The following is a 17,564-nucleotide window of genomic DNA, read 5'->3' on the forward strand; positions in this document are numbered from 1 at the left end:
ATGCAGTATGTCAGAAGCTTTGTTACGTACGGACAAAGAAATAACCGATATTTACATGCGTCACGTTAAAACCGTTTACCGTGTGTGCTTCGCATACATGAAAAACAAGTCCGACACTGAAGATGCTGTTGAAGAAACATTTTACCGGATGATACGAAAAGGTCCGCAGTTTGAAAACGAAGAACACGAGAAGGCCTGGCTTATCAGGACGGCAACAAACATCTGTCTGAATATGCTGAACCACTGGCAGAGGAACAATGAAAACATCGAAGATCATACCGATCTGAAAAGTCCTGAAAAAGCTAATACCGATGAGATACTGCAAATCGTGCTTGACCTTCCTGAAAAATACAAAACCGTGGTCTATCTTTACTACTACGAAGGATATACAAGTCCGGAGATTGCGGAGATCCTGCAGAAGCCGAATTCGACTGTCCGGAATCATCTTCATGAAGCACGTACAATTCTGAAAGAAAGGTTAGGCGATGATTTTTATGAAAAATAAAAAGATCATTGATTCATGGAACAGTATCGCACCTGATGAATCTGCTGAAAAGCGTATGCTTAAAGCGATACTCGATAAAAATCATAATGCTGAATATGAAGGCTGTCCGGATGAAGGCAGTGATATTATTACGAATGAATACACTGTAAGCAGAGGAAAAACCGCTAAACAGATACTTCGTACGGCTCTTCCTGCCGCAGCCTGCATTGCACTGATATTCGGTGTGGTAAAGTTCACATCTGATCATTTGCCGGCTGGCGATAATAATGATAATGAAATAAACATTTCGGCCGGTGAAACAAGCGGTACTGTCATATCTGAGATGACCGGAAGTGAAAAAAGCACAGACTCATCATTTTCATCCGTTTCAGAGATGACCGCAGTTACTGATATTCCTGCAAATTCAGATACTGATGCATCAGCTGCATCGTCCGCAGTAAGTTCCGATGAAAACCAAAAGAGTTCCGAAACAGCCGGCACCACCCCGACAGAATCTCAAAAGGTTGAGAAAAAAGAAACCGAAAGAACCGTCCCTGCAAATACTGAACCGGAAACCGCCGATAAGGAAGAAAATCCGAAAACACAGAAAGTCACTGACCCGAAATATATAACTACGACAGTAACCACAGAATCAAAACCTCGTGAAACTCTTCCGGAAGTTACGACTGTTCCGGCGGTGAAACGGCTTATCACCAAAGATGAACTGATTGGACTTTCAAAGAAGGGAGATTCACTTAAACTAAATGACCTTAAGAGTTTTGAATTTGAAGATATCGGTTCCGGAATATATATTTTACGTTATCCTGTCGAAAACACCGACTATGCGCTTTGCCTGTTCTATCAGCGTTCATGGGTAGATGATTCCCAGACACCGGACAAAACGGCACTCGTTCGTATGAATTCAAATGACCTCAGAGGTATCGACATAAGAGAAAGCACACCGGAACAGATACTTGCAGTATTAAACGGCGAGACAGAAGAAAAGAAGAATATCCCTCTTGATTTCATACTTGCGCAGTTTTCAAGAAACGCACATCTGACATGGACTGATCTTGAAAAATACAAAGCTTCTGACGGAAGCACCGAATACCAAAAACAGTACAGGATCGAAAACAGCTTCTGCTCACTCTACGCCAGAGGTAACGACAACGGATATGTAACTTCTGCAGTTCTTGTTTTACCTGAAAGCGCCTGGGCTGAAACAGCTGATATCTACCGCAATTCACCGGAACAGCTTCTTGCATTTGAAGGCGGAGTAACCACCGGCCTTTCTGCTGAAAATATAAAGCAGATCACATTTACTGAATATAATTCCGGCAAAACTATTGTCCTTGACAATTCAGAAGCATTTCTGTTCTCAGCAAAAATACGCAGATTTCATATTGGCCGGCAGGTAAGCGGCTGGCGCGAAAATAACGGCAGCCTGATAAGCTACACTGTTGAATATAGCGACGGTACAACAAGAAATATCAGCGTTATGCATCCTTACATCATTGTCGACGGAACCGCATATTATTCAACGACTGAAGATATATCCGTATTCACTGATTATGCAGAGCATCTGAAAAGCAAGCAGTAAACTTATCATACCGTGTTTCATACAAAATAAGGCATGACTTCGCATTTACGCAGGTCATGCCTTGTTTTGTTATTCAAATCTGTACTCGCTGACTGAGCAGTTCTTGACCCCGAATGATGCGTATTCGTCATTGGTCATCTCGTTGAAATACGAATGAACCACCCTTGCGATTCCGTTATGTGCAACGAGGATATAGTCGCCTCCGTTTTCCTTCAGTTCATCGAGAAGATTGTAGATACGCTGTGCCATCTGAAACATCGACTCACCGCCGTCGTAACGGTTCAGAAACTGCTTTTTCGCCTCATGAAATTCCTTCCCGTCACGGGGCGTGGATTCATATTTTCCGAACCGCTGCTCGATAAGACGTATTTCTTCGCGCATCGGAATGCCGCATATTTCAGAAATATGTGCCGCCGTATCCTTCGCACGCGAAAGCGGTGAATACAGTATAGCATCCGCTTTTATCCCCATCTTCTTTATCATCTCACCGGTCTCGACAGCCTGTGCATGCCCCCGCTCAGTAAGCGGACTGTCCGTCGCCCCGCATATCTTGTTTTCAACATTCCAGACGGTCTCACCGTGTCTTACAAACCAAATCATTTTCTGCCTCGCTTTTCTTCGGTTATTTTCTTCGCTTGTTTTCTTCGCTTGCTTTCTTCGCTTGTTTTCTTCGCTTGCTTTCTTCGCTTGTTTTCTTCGCTTGTTTTCTTCGCTTGTTTTCTTCGCTTGTTTTCTTCGCTTGTTTTCTTCGCTTGTTTTCTTCGCTTGTTTTCTTCGCTTGTTTTCTTCGCTTGCTTTCTTCGCTTGTTTTCTTCGCTTGTTTTCTTCGCTTGTTTTCTTCGCTTGTTTTCTTCGCTTGTTTTCTTCGCTTGTTTTCTTCGCTTGTTTTCTTCGCTTGTTTTCTTCGCTTGTTTTCTTCGCTTGTTTCCTTCGCTTGTTTCCTTCGTGAATATATTTCAATTATAACATTTCATCGGCAATATAACAATGTAATTTTCTGACTGTCACATTGTCATTATCATATATAAGTTCGCGCCAATTCTTTCAGAAAATGAGTTACCCCCTCGAACGAGGGGGTAAAATTATAATTGCACAGGTTCCGGAACGGAACCTGTGCAACCTTTTATTCGCAGCCTACTGCCGGTCGTAATAAGTTTTTCCGCTTACTGAACCAAAAGCTTCGAATTCTCCACTATCTCTTTCAGCGTTCTCGGAGTATAATCCATGTACGGCAGCATGCATCCGACGTTGTAGCACTCATACGGAAGATCCCTTGCTTTCATTTTTTCGGCATACTCCTTATAAGGATCATAGTCTCTGCCTGTATGTATATGGCCATACAGATGTATATATCCGTAATCTGCATTTTTCCAGTGAGCGATCGGATAATGGCAGAGAACAACGTGGTTTTCTCCGTCTTTTACTGTTTCCATTTCTTTTACCCAGACAAACTGTTTTTCCAGTTCGGCGTTCATTCTGTCATGATTTCCGAGAATAAGATATTTCCGGCCTTTGAGCTTTTTCAGCACTTCAAGTCCGACATCATTCTTCCATGCGAAGTCTCCGAGTATATAGACCTCATCACCGTTTCCTACTACGCTGTTCCAGTTGCTTATGATCGTTTCGTGCATCTCATCGAGTGATGAAAACGGTCTTGCGTCAAATCTCAGTGCGTTCGGATGGCCTATATGGTAATCACTTATATATCGCTTCATTTCTGCCTCTTTTCTTATTATCGTTCTGAAATAATACACTTCAATTATAACATCTTACCGGCCGATCCACAATACAAATTTTCACCTGATTCCTGATGGTATACATTCACATCCTGATCACTACTGTTTTCCGGAAAAAATGCATTAAAATATTTTTTTCAAAGGGGTCTTCTCCAAAACGGTCAACGGTGTTATAATAACATTGACCGGAACGGTCACCGGAGGTGAGAAACAGTATGAATGAAAAGTTTTTTAATTTAAGCGAGGAAAAAAGAGTATGCATTATCAATGCCGGTTATCGTATTTTTGCGGAAAACAGCTACAGAAAAAGTCCGGTAAGCGAGATAGCTGCGGAGGCCGGAATAAGCAAGTCACTGCTTTTCCATTATTTCAGAAACAAGAAGGAACTGTACCTTTACCTGCTTAAATATGCAGCCGAGATCACGTTTACCTATCTTAATGATTACAGATGCTACGAGGAAGAAGATATTTTTGAGATCATGCTCCGCGGTCTGACTGCCAAGATCAACATGATGAAAAAATATCCCGACATCACAAGATTCACACTGAGGGCGTACTACGAGACCGATGCGGAAGTTGCAGATGAGATCAAGGCACTTATAGGCAGGACTGCATCGTACGGGGCAAACAGTTCAAAACTGAAGCTCGATCCGGCGCAGTTCAAGGACGGACTCGATCTGGAAATGATGTACAACGACATGTATTTTGCTTCGGAAGGATATCTGTGGGAGAACACACGAAGCGGGATCATTGACGTTGACAAGGCGGAACGGGATTTCAGAAAGATGATAAATTTCTGGAAATTGCTTTATCTGAAGCAGGAATAACCTAAGGAAACGCTGATTTATTCATAAATCAGCGTGGGGGTTCGGGGCGAAGCCCCGTAAAATCCCACCTTCGGAAATCCGGCTTCGCCGGATTTCCGATTTAATCAGTGTTTCCCTAAGAGACAACACAAAGACAGTAACAAAAGAAATGAGGGAGAAAAATGAGTGTAATTAATACAGATAAACTCACAAAACGCTATGGTAAATACCGCGGAATAACCGAACTGGACCTGAGAGTTGAAGAAGGCGAATTCTTCGGCTTTATAGGTCCTAACGGTGCCGGAAAATCAACTACCATAAGGACACTTCTCGGACTTATCAAACCAACCTCCGGCAGCGCACAGATATTCGGAAAAGACATTGTTGCCGGACACAGAGAGATCCTTTCGGACATCGGATACATGCCGTCCGAAGCAAATTTCTACAGTTCCATGACAGCAGACGAAATAATAAAGCTTTCCGCACGTTTAAGAAAAAAAGACTGCACTGCCGAGGCTTCACGCTTATGTGACCGGCTGGGCGTTGACAGAAAAAAGAAGGTCGAAGAGCTGTCACTCGGAAACAGGAAAAAGATATCTGTAGTCTGTGCCCTACAGCACAAACCGCGTCTCTGCATACTCGATGAACCTACCAGCGGACTTGATCCGCTCATGCAGAAGGAATTTTTCGATATTCTGAAAGAAAGAAATGCCGAAGGAAGCACGATAATGCTTTCCTCACACATCCTTTCAGAAATACAGAAAAACTGCACACGGGCTGCGATCATCAAGGAAGGCAGACTCATCGCTCTTGACAGCGTGGAGAATCTTTCGAAAACAGCTGCAAAACGTGTCACACTGCACGGCGTTACAGCCATTCCGGAAGAACTTGAAACTGCAGATGCAAACGTCACCGGCAATTCGGTAAGCTTCCTCTACAACGGCGATATAAAAAAGCTTCTGTCAGTGCTCGGCACACTGCCGCTGACAGACATGACGATGACCGAACCGGATCTTGACGAGATCTTCATGCACTACTATCAGAAAGGCGGCGAATAACATGACAGTTTACGCATGCGACATGAAAAGGAATTTACGATCACTTATAATCTGGAGCCTGGCGGTAGGCGGCATGATAATGATATGCATACTGATGTTTCCGGGAATGAAAAACGAAACTGAAAAAATGGGAGCTATGTTCTCCAACATGGGAAGCTTTACTGCAGCCTTCGGAATGGATAAGCTTGATTTCGGTCAGCTTATGGGATTCTACGGCATCGAATGCGGAAACACTCTCGGTATCGGCGGCGGAATGTTTGCCGCTCTTGCAGGAATTTCCGCACTTGCAAATGAAGAAAAGGAACACACGGCAGAATTTCTTCTCACCCACCCTGTAAGCCGCGGATCAGTAATTATACAGAAACTCATTGCCGCACTTACTGAAGTTCTGGTACTGAATATATTCGTCACTGCAGTAAGTCTCGTTACCGCAGCGGCTGCAGGCGAAAGCTTTGACATGAAGAGCTTCACGCTGATCCACATCGCCTTCTTTGTTCTGCAGGCTGAAATATGCTGTATCGCGTTCGGTATTTCCGCATTCATAAAACGCGGAAGTCTCGGCATCGGTCTGGGACTTGCACTGGCAATGTACTTCCTCAATCTGCTGTGCAACATGAGTGAAGACGCAGAATTTCTGAAATTCATAACACCGTATGCCTATGCCGAACCGAGCAGCATAATAGCTGACAAAGAGATCGACTGCGTACTTATGGCTGCCGGTTTATGCATAGCTGCAGCCGGTGCTGTAACAGCATTCATAAAGTACAGCAGAAAGGACATAGCTTCATAAATATAAAAAAACGGCTCATACTGAACCGGAAAAAGAAGCAGGGCATGACCTCACTTTACGCAGGTCATGCCCTGTTTATCATTTTTCTCCACGCTGATATCGTCAGGCTGTTTTTCCGCCGAACTTATTCTTTATCTTATTACGTTCACTGTAATTGCAGCTGAAACCGATATGAGATCAGCGCATTTTTTTAAGATAATCCTTGGTTTCCGAGGAAACCACTCCCGAAAGGAGTATGAGAGCTATGACGTTCGGAACTGCCATGAGTCCGTTGAAAATGTCTGCAATATTCCATACAGCTTCAACTGTCAGATACGGACCGATAAAAACTGCAAGTACATAGACCACACGGTAGATCATTGTGATCCTTTTGTCTGAACCGGTAAGATAGGAAAGGCATCGTTCAGAGTAGTAATTCCATCCGAGAATAGTTGTAAATGCGAATACTGCAAGACATGCCATAAGCATGAAGGATGACACCTTTGCCGGAAACGGAAGGCCGTAGTTAAAAGCATCGGTAGTGACCGCAACCCCTTCAAGCCCTTTGTTCCAGCTGCCTGCCATTACTATTGACAAACCGGTCATGGTACATACAATAATGGTATCGATAAATGTTCCGGTCATTGTAACAAGACCCTGACGGACAGGTTCATTTGTCTTTGCCGCAGCTGCAGCGATAGGTGCGGAACCGAGGCCGGCTTCGTTTGAAAAAATACCGCGGGCAACACCGTTACGCATGGAAAGCATCATGACTGAAAATCCGGCAGCACCGCCAAGTGCAGGACGCAGACCGAATGCACTTTTCACGATCTCTGCGACAGCAGCCGGTATTTCTGTTACATGAGTAAAAACAATAATGAGACAGCTGAGAACATAAGTAACGATCATTACAGGAACGACTACCTCAGTTACCGATGCTATTCTCTTTAATCCGCCTATGGTAATAAGTGCGACAGCCAGTGTTATAACCAGTCCGGCAATAATAGTCGTAAGTGTGTAATCACGGCCGAAAATATTCAGACTGCATGCTGCATCAGGATCAAAAAAGTTGTTTGCAGCAGATGTTATACCGTTTATCTGGGTTATAGTTCCTATACCCATAAGTCCGGCGCACAGGCCGAATACTGCAAAGCATTTTCCAAGCCAGCGGAACTTTTTTTCCCAGACCGTTTTCGATGTAGTAGAAAGGACCGCCGAGATAGTTTGAATTGCCGTCAACTGTACGGTATTTTATAGCCAGCAGACCCTCGGCATACTTTGTTGCCATACCGAAAAAGGCCGCGATCTCCATCCAGAAAAGCGCTCCCGGTCCGCCGGCAGCTATGGCAGTGGCAACCCCGACAATGTTTCCCGTTCCAACGGTTGCGGACAGCGCAGTACAAAGTGCGGCAAAGCTTGAAACCTCACCTTTTCCCTCTTCCTCATCCTTCACCATGTACTTCAGTGCAAGACCGAGCTTACGGACCTGAAGGAAACCCGTACGAACTGAAAGAAGAATTCCGCAGAAAATTATGAGCAGTATGAGAGGCAATCCCCAGACGTAACCGTCTATTTCAGATATGATATTGTTTATAGTTTCCATTTAATACTCCTGTCACAGTTATTTCCGGCAGCACTGAAAAAAGTCAGCGTTCTGCACACGTACACTTTACTATTATAACCCGAAACCGCTTCACTATTCAAGTAGTTTTATACGGAACACTGATCAAATCGAAATCCGGATACATATTGCATTCTGTAGATCTTTGAGGTATAATAAATGTGTATATACTGAACGGTAAAACAGCACAAACAGCATTACTGTCTGTTTGTACGCTGATACAGAGGGGGATTATTTATGGGGAACAGATACAGGATTGTCAAAAGAGCATTTATCTGTTTTCTGGCTGCCGGAGCACTGAGTCTGTGCGGCTGCAAAGGAACGGAACCGGGCAGTGCGGACAGCATTGCGGTCACTGAAGAAGAAACAGAAAAGATATCATTTCCCATAATGATAGAAGTCGGATATTCAACTGACAGAAGTGACCCGCGCGGTGTTTCACTTGAAGATTTCAAGAAAAACGTTGAAAGGGAATCAAACAGCAATATACGCATAAACATTCATCCGTGCGGTGACGCCGGAAGTGATTCCGAACTTATCGGAAAAATGATCACCGGCGACATTGACATGACCGTTTCAAGTGCCGGCAACTACGCCACATACGCAACTCGTCTTGGAGTAACGGCTCTTCCGTTTCTGTTTGAGGATTTTGAATCAGCGTGGGCATTTGTTGACAGCGACACGATGGAGGACATCGGCAAGGATCTCGAAGTCTACAACATGCATATTCTCAGCTGGTTCGACAACGGTTTCCGCTGCGTTACGACCTCTGAAAAGAAAGGTCCGGTACGAAACTGTGAGGATATGAAATCCCTTCACATACGCACTCCGGACAATCACATCGTTATCGAAGCCATGAAAGCTCTCGGCGCTGATCCGGAAGTTTATCCTTTCGCGGAACTGAAACAGGCACTTAAGGAAGACAAGTTCGAAGCACAGGAAAATCCGATACCTGTTATTTACACAAACCATCTGTACGAAGTGCAGAAATACCTGTCTGTAACAAATCACAGTTACGATGCTATGCCGCTGACTATAAGAAGTGATCTCTGGAAGCAGATACCGGAGGAATATAAGAAAATACTGAACGAGCAGGCTGCCGCCGCACAGAAACAGGACCGTGAACTCGTAAAGCAGCAGACAAAAGATCTCGTAGCAGCTCTTCAGAATAAAGGAATGGAAATAGTATATCCGGAACTCAGGCCGTTCAAGGAAGCTACATCAGATGTCATCGACAAATTCAGCGTTTCCTACGGCTCGGAACTACTTGATATGATCGGGGATTACAGGAATGAACACTAATCGGGGAAAAATAAGATCAGCTTTTGCTGTCAGTGCAGTTCTTTCTGTACTTGCAGTTCTGACCCTACTGATCAGCACGACACTTTCTTCATCACTGTCTTTTGCAGATACCCCTGCCGGAGACAGTGATACGCATTTACACGGAGGTACTGCTGCCGTAACGGGAAAGTTACAGGATCACGGTTTTTCCGCCAGACTTTACAATTCAGAAAACGGTCTTCCGACTTCGGATGCAAACACCGTATTTACCTCAGATGACGGATTCATCTGGATCGGCGGATACAGCGGCCTCATACGCTATGACGGCACATCGTTCGTCAGACAGGATTCCACTGACGGCATAACAAGTGTAAACGTCATCTTCGAGGACAGCAAAGGCCGAATGTGGATCGGCACAAACGACAACGGTATCGTCATGACCGAAGGAAGCAGCTCGGTACACTACACTTACAAAGAGGGTCTGCGCTCATCATCAATACGCTGTATCACAGAGGATGCTGAGGGCAATATTCTCATCGGCTCAACATACGGCATCTATTACATAGACAGCGAAATGAAGCTCCATGATCTGAAGGAGCCGCAGATCTACACGACTTATATAAACCAGATCTTTTCAGATGAAAACGGCACGATTTACGGTGCAGCCAAAAACGGCTCGGTATTCTGTATAGAAGATCTTCACCTGAAAGAATTCTACAGCGGAAACGCCCTGGAATCAGGCGATATTTCAGCCGTTTATCCCGTTCCGGACAGTCCGGGAAAAATTTATCTTGCCTCGAACGCCGGATACATTTACGAGGGAGACTTTACAAACGGACTGAAAAACCTCCGCACGATACTTGACCCGCACGGTGACGGGCCGCACATACGCGGAAACATCAACCGCATTACATATGTAGGCGGATATCTGTGGGTGCTTACAGAAAACGAGATCGGTTACTTTGATGAAAGCGAACAGATATGCGTTCCCGATAACCTTCCTATGACAAGCGGCATAACCAGTCTTGTCGAAGACTACGAAGGCAATCTCTGGGTTGCCTCCACACGTCAGGGTGTAATGAAGATCGTTTCCAACCAGTACACTGACATTACCGAGGAGGCAGGCCTCGATCATCTCGTTGTGAATGCTTCCTGCTTCCGTAACGGCGTGATGTACATAGGAACTGACCTCGGACTGCAGATAATCGGTTCAGACAACCGAAAGACCGAAAACGAGCTTACCGAATATATCGGCAATGCACGTATTCGCTGCATTATGACCGACAAAAAGAACGATCTCTGGATATCAACATATTCAAACGATCTCGGACTGATATGCTGCACCTCGGCGGGAAAGATCATTTCCTTCACCGAAAATGACAATCTTGCATCCAACCGTGTCCGCTGCACCGCTTTCACACCGGACGGCTCCGTACTTGCCGGAACGGATGACGGCCTGTCGGTAATAAAGGACGGAAAAGTAATACGAAACATAAGTTCTGATTCAGGAATAAGCACGCCTGTCATACTCACGGCTCTTTGCGGAAGTGACGGATGCTGGTATCTCGGAACAGACGGCGGCGGCATTTTTGTCATCGACGGAAACCGTATCTCAAAACTGGGACGTGAGAACGGGCTCACAAGCGACGTTATAATGCGTATCCGTGAAGACAAGGAGCGCGGACTTTACTGGATCGTCACCTCAAACTCCATCCAGTACCTGAAAGACGGCGTCATAAAATCAGTGGAGAACTTTCCTTACAGCAACAACTACGATCTGTTCTTCGACAGCAACGGAAAAATGTGGACACTTTCATCCAACGGCATATATGTAGCCGATGCAGAGGACGTACTGTCAGGAAATAAATTTGAATATCTTTTCTACGATACTTCAAACGGTCTGCCAAGCGTTCCGACCGGAAATTCGTACAGCAGCACTGACAGCCGGGGAAACCTGTTCATATCATGCAGAACAGGAGTTACGCGAGTGAACATGGACCACTATTTTGAACAGTCCGGCACAGTAAAATTCTCTGTTCCGTACATTGAAGCCGACGGCATAAAATACTATCCTGACCAGTCGGGTACAATAAAACTTCCGTCAGCTGCCAATACAGTTACCGTGTACTGCCACGTTCTCACCTACACTCTTCAGAATCCGAAAATCCAGTATTTTCTCGACGGAATGGATAATGAACCGACCACTGTAAGGAAATCGGAAATGGAGCCGGTCAGATACACCAATCTTAAAGGGAAACCGTACGTCTTCGACCTTTCACTGCTGGACAACACAAACCAGATACAGCAGAAATTCAGCATAAATGTCGTCAAGGAGAAAAAGATACATGAGCATATCTGGTTCCCGTGGGTATGCGTTATACTTGGTCTGGTCGCACTTGAGGAAATATCGCGTCTGTACGTAAAGAGAAGAACTTCCTACTACCGTAAACGTGACAGAGAAAGCAAGACCTTCGTCCGTGAGATGATAGAAGCGTTCGCAAAAACGATCGATATGAAGGACAAGTACACAAACGGTCATTCCAAACGCGTCGCAAACTACACTGCAATGCTGACACGCGAACTCGGCTGCGATGAAGACACCGTCGAAAAGTACTACAACATTGCTCTCCTTCATGATATAGGAAAAATCGGCATACCGGCTGAAGTTCTGAACAAACCGGGCAAACTCACAGACAAGGAATACTCTGTCATACAGTCACACTCCACACTCGGATACAGTGTACTGAAAGACATAAGCATCATGCCGGAACTGGCCACCGGTGCACATTCCCATCATGAACGTCCGGATGGAAAGGGTTATCCGCAGCATCTGAAAGGCGGTGAAATACCACGTGTTGCGCAGATAATCGCAGTCGCCGACTGCTTTGACGCCATGTACTCCAACAGACCGTACCGTGACCGCATGAATTTTGATAAAGCCGTTTCCATTATAAAGGAAGTATCCGGCACACAGCTCACAACAGACGTTGTCGAAGCATTCCTGCGACTGGTGGAAAAAGGTGAATTCCGCGACCCGAACGACAAGGGCGGAGGTTCCACTGAAAACATTGACAACATACACGAAAAATACGGAATGAGCAAATAAAAACAAGGGCGTATACGGATGTGTTCCGTGTACGCCCTTGTTTTATCTCAGTATTTCATCAATTGTCGAGACCGTACTGAAGGTTCCCTTGTTTCTCGAAATGATCTCTCTTAAAGCCTGAAGCTCGAAATAGCTTATGTAGCAGATGAGTGTCGTATTTTCACCGGCTATAGCACCGCGCGAATCCATGATGGTGCATGTTTTGTTCAGCTTTTCCTTGATCTCGTTTACTATTGCATCAGCATCCTTGGTGATAATAGTAACCTGCTTTATCGATTCAAAATGATCAGTAAAATGATCGATCACCGCTGTCGCAACGATATACACAAGCAGACTTAAAAGTGCTGCATTTCTGTTCAGTTTAAGGAACACTACGGAATAGACGCACACATTGAATCCTATCAGTATCGGACTCATGCTGTAGTTTCGTCCCGTTTTGTTGTAAAGTCTGCTCACTATGATATTGGCGAGTATCTCTGAACCGTCGATGCAGCCTCCGCTGCGCAGTATCATCGACAGGCCCGCTCCGAGAATTGCTCCTCCGAAGGCCACCGCCAGAAAATGCTCGGTATTAAGTTCAAACGGGATCTTTTCAAAAAATTCAAGTGACACGGTATATACCACCGAACCGGCGAGCGCCTTGACCATAAACGATTTTCCCAGAAAAACAAAGCCTGCCAGAAGAAACGGTATAAACACTCCGATAACGCAGAGTGAAAGACTATAGCCTGTAAACTTGTTTATCAGTATTCCTATTCCGGCTGTTCCGTAATCTATAGCGTCATTGGGAATGAGTATGCAGGCAACAGAAAAACCTGCAAGCAGTGCTCCTGTAGCTATAAGTACATAATCCATTATCAGCCTGAAATTTTTTTTCATGTTTCCGTCAGCCTTCCTGTACATTTTCGGCGAATCTGCCTGTTATTTATATTAATTATATTATGTTTTGATTTTTATGTCAACTCTGAGAAACACCGGACGATCACGCATTTTCACATGGAAGGCAGAGAATCTTCTGTAAATTATTGAAGTCTGTCAGTAAAAATGTTAAAATATATTCATTAGGGGAACGCTGATTTATTCATAAATCAGCGTGTGGCTCCGGGGCGAAGCCACGCAAATCCCACCTCCGGAAATCCGGCAAATCCTGATTTCCGGTTTAATCAGTGTTTCCTTAAGTATTTTCAGAAACTTATGGAGGGATTATAAATGATCATAGACATTTCACAGGAAGTGTTCACCTGTAATGTATTTCCGGGAGATCCGCAGCCGGTAAGAAATCAGGTAATGAAAATTTCAGACGGCGAAATATGTAATCTGACCGAAATACAGATGTGTGCACACAACGGAACACACGTCGATGCACCGTACCACTTTATCGACAGCGGAAGAACAATTGATCAGATGGGGCTGGATCCGTACGTTGGCAGGTGCTACGTTGCCAGACACACCGGTGACGTTACTGCCGCAGATGCCGGCAGCATAATGGAAAAAGCAAATGCCGCTGATGCTGCCGAACGAATACTCATTGCCGGAAAGGCAACTGTAACAGCAGATGCCGCAAAGGTGTTTGCCGAAGCGGGCGTAAAACTGCTCGGAAATGAAAGCCAGACGGTAGGCCCGGAAGATGCGCCGAAGGAAGTGCATCTCATTCTTCTCGGATCAGAAGTCGTGCTTCTTGAAGGAGTTGTACTGAAAAGCGTGGAGGAAGGCAGTTATTTTCTGAGTGCCGCTCCGCTTAATCTCGGAGGCAGCGACGGTGCACCATGCAGAGCTTATCTTATAAAATAAACACTTTATAACACCGAAAACTTTACCGTAAAGACGAAAAACCCCTTAAGCAGACGTATACTGACCGTTCTGCTTAAGGGGTCATTTGTTTTATCATTCCCAGTCCTTTACTGCTTCGTTGTAATACTGAATAAGAACCGGCTTTGTAAGATGATTGACTTCTATGCTTTCCGACTTTTCATCCTTGCCGAAAATGAACATTGCTTCAATGTTTTCTTCAGACAGATACCGTGTGTCTTCCGGTACCGGATGCTTTTTCCGAAGTTCTGACACCGATGCCATGTGAAATCCCCAGTCGCCGAAGGCAGGTACTTCAAGATGATAGGACCGTACTGAAAGGCCTTCACTTTCCATGGTCTTCCCTATGCACCAGTAGGCTTTTTTCGCATAGTAGGGTGAAGTTGACTGAACGTTCATAACGCCGCCTTCGTTCAGATGTGCCGCACACAGGCGGTAGAACACATTGGTGTAAAGCTTGTTGAGTGCCTCGTTGTTCGGGTCCGGAAGATCGACTATTATAACGTCGAAACGTTCATCGGACTCTTCGAGATATTTATACGCATCATCATTGATCACGGTAAGTCTTTCGTCAGACAGAGAACCGCAGTTTACCTTCGCTATCACGGGATCGGTACTGCACAGTTCCGTCATGCCCGGATCAAGGTCAACAAGAGTTATCCTCGTTTCCGGATATTTTAAAAGCTCTCTCGCTGCCATTCCGTCGCCGCCGCCGAGAACAAGAACACTGTCACGGTTTTCCGCATAACTCATCGGTACGTGAACCAGTGCTTCGTGGTAACGGTATTCATCCGAAGTTGAAAACTGAACGTTGCCGTCTATGTAAAGGCGGAGATCATCCTTATGCTTTGTGACAACGATCTTCTGATAGGCTGTCTGTTCGGAAAGGATCACCCGGTCCCGGTAAAGACCGCCTTCGATAAGCTGACCGATGTTTTCCGAACCGAACATTCCGCAGAGCATACATCCAAGCAGAAATGCCGCTGCGATCTTGTATACTGATGAATGTTTCAGCTTTTTCTGATATTTGAAAATGATAAGTGCTGCAGCTGTCAGGTTAAGTGCTCCTGACAGAAAACAGGTTGCAAAGTAACCGAGATGCGGAAGCAGGATCATCGGAAATGCTACTGATCCTACCAGTCCGCCGATATAGTCAAATGAAAATATAGACGAAAGCGTAAGCCTTAACTCCTGCCTGTCCTCCTCGATAAGTCTGGTAAGCAGCGGTATTTCAAGTCCGGCGAGAGTTCCTATAGCCAGTATCTCGGCATACATGACCAGAACGTATGATTCGAGGTACAGATTCGAAAGAAAGAGCGTAAGCGAACAGGTACCGCCGGTAACACCGATCAGTATTTCCACCTTTGCAAAAGCTCCCCACAGATCCTTTTTTATGTACTTCGAAAGAAATGAACCTATGCCGAGTGCAAACATGTAAAGTCCGATGGTAACGGAGTACTGCAAAGTGGAATCGCCCACCAGATAGGAACTCACCGCACTGATGATAAGCTCGTAGACCATGGAACAGCCCGAAATGAGCAGCGTGGTCAGCATGAGCAGACGGTATTCACTTCTGACCGTCTCTTTAATATCAGCTTTAGCTTCTTTCTGTGTGTTTTCCTGCATCAGATGATCACTCCGCTTATAACAGCAGAAAGTCCGATGAAGATACCGGCCACCATTATGCCGGCTGCAGTATTGCCTTTTCCGATTTCCTCACTTAGTCTGTACTGCCTGTTTATTTTATCGATAACGATGTAACCTAGCATGAAGAAGAGAATTCCTGCCGCAAAGTAGAGAAGACTGCTCACTATTCCCGTAGCAAGTGCCGCGTCCAGAGCATCTTCCGCTTCCGGCGACGCAACTGCCGCTCTCAGGATTATTCCCACACTGATGTTCGTACCGGCTGAAACAAAACCGACCGCCTTGTTTCCTTTCTTTATTTCCTCCGGAAATGAACACGGAATGATCAGGTCAATAAGAAAATTGCCGAGTGCCATAAGAACTATACCTATGCATGAATAAAGCGCTGCTTCTGCGAGATCAATAACCAAACTCATAATGTCCCTCCTGTTACTTTCCGTTGCTTAAGCCGCCGCCGTCAGACCGGCGTGCATTTATACTGTCCTGACGTACAGTGCCGGAATACGTGTTCAATGAATTGCTGTCTGAATAACTGATGGAAGTGTCATCAAACGAACTGTACGGAGACGAGTATTTTCTGTATGACGATGAGTCAGAACTGTATCCTGTTGAATAGTAAAAACGTCTGTAGTACCGTCTGGCATGTCTGTTGCTCCGGTACGGTGATTCGTCCGTGGTGTAGGTGAACTTTCGTTTTGAAACCTGAACGAGCACCTCATTGTTATCCTCGGAAGGATAAACAAGGCAGTACTCCTTTTTCGTAAGGATAGCCACTGAACCTTCCTCACCTTCTCCGGCTTCATCATCCTTCTGAACATACTCGGTCTCGCCCTCGATCGCCGTGATTATGTCTTCAGCAATAAAATCGATACTGTATGCCGAACCGGCACTGTAAACATCAGCCTTCTGTTTTGCCTCACCTGTTACGGATGTCACGTATGAATAGCGCGGAGCCGCAGTTTTGCTTTGCCTGCTCAGATAGTGTGATATGGTCTGCGGACTGTAAAAAAGCGAACTGAAAAATTCAAATATCCCGGCAAGCAGTGGAATGCAGAAGACCAGTAACGCCAGTGCCGTGATCAGATAAGCACGCCTGCGTGTCAAAGCCTCAGCTTTTCCGAGTGCCGCTTTATCATGACGGCTAAGGAAAATATCTTCGGGATCGAGATAATGACCGGCGGAATACTCGGCTCCGTCCGACCAGAGTTCCTCTGATATGATTTTTTCCTCTGTATCGTCTTCGTATTCGTTAAAATCAGCCTGATCGCCCGGCACGACATCGACTGATCCGCTTGCGGCAATAACGACCTCGTGACCGTGATCGACTATGTGATAGCCTCTTAATGACGGACAGCGTTCCCCGACAACATGTGTGACCGAGTATTCACTGAATACATCATCGATACTCAGCCATGCCTCTGCACATCCCTCGGTTCTCTGCATCCGGTATTCATCCCAGCAGTTACCGTCGGCTGTGTTCCGGTAAGTCACCGACCCCAGAACAACATACTCGACTCCGTCAACAAGCAGCACATCTCCTCTTGAAAACTTCATTGTTTTTCCGTTTCTCCTTTCCGGTTACAAATACACATTATTTATTATACCGCAGCATCTGTCATGCAGTCAACAGCCAGTTACGCGGAAACACCG

At 45.4% G+C, this 17,564-nt stretch carries 14 protein-coding genes and 1 pseudogene; 8 read left to right on the forward strand and 7 right to left on the reverse strand.

Annotation, left to right across the window (positions count from 1 at the left end):
- Positions 1 to 7 precede the first annotated feature (7 nt).
- Together CC97_RS12060 and CC97_RS12065 are read left to right on the forward strand one after the other, a co-directional pair.
- Entirely contained in the window at positions 8 to 505 is a 498-nt protein-coding gene (locus tag CC97_RS12060; RefSeq protein WP_044975174.1) for an RNA polymerase sigma factor, read from the forward strand.
- Positions 495 to 2,084: a hypothetical protein gene (locus CC97_RS12065; RefSeq protein WP_044975175.1), complete on the forward strand. Its 1,590-nt coding sequence runs from the start codon at positions 495 to 497 to the stop codon at positions 2,082 to 2,084. The genes CC97_RS12060 and CC97_RS12065 overlap by 11 nt, the downstream gene beginning before the upstream one ends.
- A gap of 69 nt (positions 2,085 to 2,153) precedes the next feature.
- Here the strand turns inward: CC97_RS12065 and CC97_RS12070 are convergent, their stop codons facing one another.
- On the reverse strand, positions 2,154 to 2,684 hold the full coding sequence (locus tag CC97_RS12070) for a histidine phosphatase family protein (RefSeq protein WP_044977016.1): 531 nt from the start codon (positions 2,682 to 2,684) through the stop codon (positions 2,154 to 2,156).
- A gap of 563 nt (positions 2,685 to 3,247) precedes the next feature.
- A complete protein-coding gene (locus tag CC97_RS12075) occupies positions 3,248 to 3,799 on the reverse strand; it encodes a metallophosphoesterase family protein (protein ID WP_044975176.1) in 552 nt (183 codons plus the stop codon).
- Between the two features lie 236 nt (positions 3,800 to 4,035).
- On the opposite strand from CC97_RS12075, the gene CC97_RS12080 reads away from it, so the two are divergent.
- The 3 genes from CC97_RS12080 to CC97_RS12090 all read left to right on the forward strand — a co-directional run bounded on the left by CC97_RS12080 (position 4,036) and on the right by CC97_RS12090 (position 6,474).
- A complete protein-coding gene (locus CC97_RS12080; protein WP_044975177.1) occupies positions 4,036 to 4,647 on the forward strand; it encodes a TetR/AcrR family transcriptional regulator in 612 nt (203 codons plus the stop codon).
- Positions 4,648 to 4,808: 161 nt separating this feature from the next.
- Positions 4,809 to 5,684: an ABC transporter ATP-binding protein gene (locus CC97_RS12085; RefSeq protein ID WP_044975178.1), complete on the forward strand. Its 876-nt coding sequence runs from the start codon at positions 4,809 to 4,811 to the stop codon at positions 5,682 to 5,684.
- Between the two features lies 1 nt (position 5,685).
- Positions 5,686 to 6,474: an ABC transporter permease subunit gene (locus CC97_RS12090; RefSeq protein WP_044975179.1), complete on the forward strand. Its 789-nt coding sequence runs from the start codon at positions 5,686 to 5,688 to the stop codon at positions 6,472 to 6,474.
- A gap of 177 nt (positions 6,475 to 6,651) precedes the next feature.
- On the opposite strand, the pseudogene CC97_RS12095 reads toward CC97_RS12090, so the two are convergent.
- Positions 6,652 to 8,056, reverse strand: a pseudogene (locus CC97_RS12095) (sodium:alanine symporter family protein).
- Between the two features lie 255 nt (positions 8,057 to 8,311).
- On the opposite strand from CC97_RS12095, the gene CC97_RS12100 reads away from it, so the two are divergent.
- Together CC97_RS12100 and CC97_RS12105 are read left to right on the forward strand one after the other, a co-directional pair.
- Positions 8,312 to 9,376: a TRAP transporter substrate-binding protein gene (locus tag CC97_RS12100; RefSeq protein WP_049962879.1), complete on the forward strand. Its 1,065-nt coding sequence runs from the start codon at positions 8,312 to 8,314 to the stop codon at positions 9,374 to 9,376.
- Positions 9,366 to 12,461: an HD domain-containing phosphohydrolase gene (locus CC97_RS12105; RefSeq protein ID WP_049962880.1), complete on the forward strand. Its 3,096-nt coding sequence runs from the start codon at positions 9,366 to 9,368 to the stop codon at positions 12,459 to 12,461. The genes CC97_RS12100 and CC97_RS12105 overlap by 11 nt, the downstream gene beginning before the upstream one ends.
- A 42-nt stretch (positions 12,462 to 12,503) precedes the next feature.
- Here the strand turns inward: CC97_RS12105 and CC97_RS12110 are convergent, their stop codons facing one another.
- The gene (locus CC97_RS12110; protein ID WP_044977019.1) at positions 12,504 to 13,340 is read right to left on the reverse strand and encodes a YitT family protein; all 837 of its coding nucleotides are present in this window, start codon (positions 13,338 to 13,340) and stop codon (positions 12,504 to 12,506) included.
- Positions 13,341 to 13,670: 330 nt separating this feature from the next.
- Between CC97_RS12110 and CC97_RS12115 the strand changes: the two genes are divergently transcribed.
- Positions 13,671 to 14,252 (forward strand): cyclase family protein, encoded by a 582-nt coding sequence (locus CC97_RS12115; protein ID WP_044975180.1) that lies wholly within the window; start codon positions 13,671 to 13,673, stop codon positions 14,250 to 14,252.
- A gap of 93 nt (positions 14,253 to 14,345) precedes the next feature.
- Here the strand turns inward: CC97_RS12115 and CC97_RS12120 are convergent, their stop codons facing one another.
- From CC97_RS12120 to CC97_RS12130, 3 genes are read right to left on the reverse strand one after another with little or no spacing between them, the layout of a single operon-like run.
- On the reverse strand, positions 14,346 to 15,896 hold the full coding sequence (locus CC97_RS12120; protein WP_044975181.1) for a polyamine aminopropyltransferase: 1,551 nt from the start codon (positions 15,894 to 15,896) through the stop codon (positions 14,346 to 14,348).
- Positions 15,896 to 16,330, reverse strand: coding sequence for a DUF350 domain-containing protein (locus tag CC97_RS12125; protein WP_044975182.1), 435 nt, complete (start codon positions 16,328 to 16,330; stop codon positions 15,896 to 15,898). Before CC97_RS12125 ends, CC97_RS12120 begins: the two co-directional genes overlap by 1 nt.
- Before the next feature lie 13 nt (positions 16,331 to 16,343).
- Positions 16,344 to 17,468 (reverse strand): DUF4178 domain-containing protein, encoded by a 1,125-nt coding sequence (locus CC97_RS12130; RefSeq protein WP_044975183.1) that lies wholly within the window; start codon positions 17,466 to 17,468, stop codon positions 16,344 to 16,346.
- Positions 17,469 to 17,564: the final 96 nt, after the last annotated feature.

The organism is Ruminococcus sp. HUN007 (assembly GCF_000712055.1).
GTDB lineage: Bacteria > Bacillota > Clostridia > Oscillospirales > Ruminococcaceae > HUN007.

Bases quoted from the DNA above. Each gene is read 5' to 3' on its own strand.
- CC97_RS12060 (WP_044975174.1), top strand. From the start codon at position 8: ATGTCAGAAGCTTTGTTACGTACGGACAAAGAAATAACCGATATTTAC.
- CC97_RS12065 (WP_044975175.1), top strand. From the start codon at position 495: ATGAAAAATAAAAAGATCATTGATTCATGGAACAGTATCGCACCTGAT.
- CC97_RS12070 (WP_044977016.1), bottom strand. From the start codon at position 2,684: ATGATTTGGTTTGTAAGACACGGTGAGACCGTCTGGAATGTTGAAAAC.
- CC97_RS12075 (WP_044975176.1), bottom strand. From the start codon at position 3,799: ATGAAGCGATATATAAGTGATTACCATATAGGCCATCCGAACGCACTG.
- CC97_RS12080 (WP_044975177.1), top strand. From the start codon at position 4,036: ATGAATGAAAAGTTTTTTAATTTAAGCGAGGAAAAAAGAGTATGCATT.
- CC97_RS12085 (WP_044975178.1), top strand. From the start codon at position 4,809: ATGAGTGTAATTAATACAGATAAACTCACAAAACGCTATGGTAAATAC.
- CC97_RS12090 (WP_044975179.1), top strand. From the start codon at position 5,686: ATGACAGTTTACGCATGCGACATGAAAAGGAATTTACGATCACTTATA.
- CC97_RS12100 (WP_049962879.1), top strand. From the start codon at position 8,312: ATGGGGAACAGATACAGGATTGTCAAAAGAGCATTTATCTGTTTTCTG.
- CC97_RS12105 (WP_049962880.1), top strand. From the start codon at position 9,366: ATGAACACTAATCGGGGAAAAATAAGATCAGCTTTTGCTGTCAGTGCA.
- CC97_RS12110 (WP_044977019.1), bottom strand. From the start codon at position 13,340: ATGAAAAAAAATTTCAGGCTGATAATGGATTATGTACTTATAGCTACA.
- CC97_RS12115 (WP_044975180.1), top strand. From the start codon at position 13,671: ATGATCATAGACATTTCACAGGAAGTGTTCACCTGTAATGTATTTCCG.
- CC97_RS12120 (WP_044975181.1), bottom strand. From the start codon at position 15,896: ATGCAGGAAAACACACAGAAAGAAGCTAAAGCTGATATTAAAGAGACG.
- CC97_RS12125 (WP_044975182.1), bottom strand. From the start codon at position 16,330: ATGAGTTTGGTTATTGATCTCGCAGAAGCAGCGCTTTATTCATGCATA.
- CC97_RS12130 (WP_044975183.1), bottom strand. From the start codon at position 17,468: ATGAAGTTTTCAAGAGGAGATGTGCTGCTTGTTGACGGAGTCGAGTAT.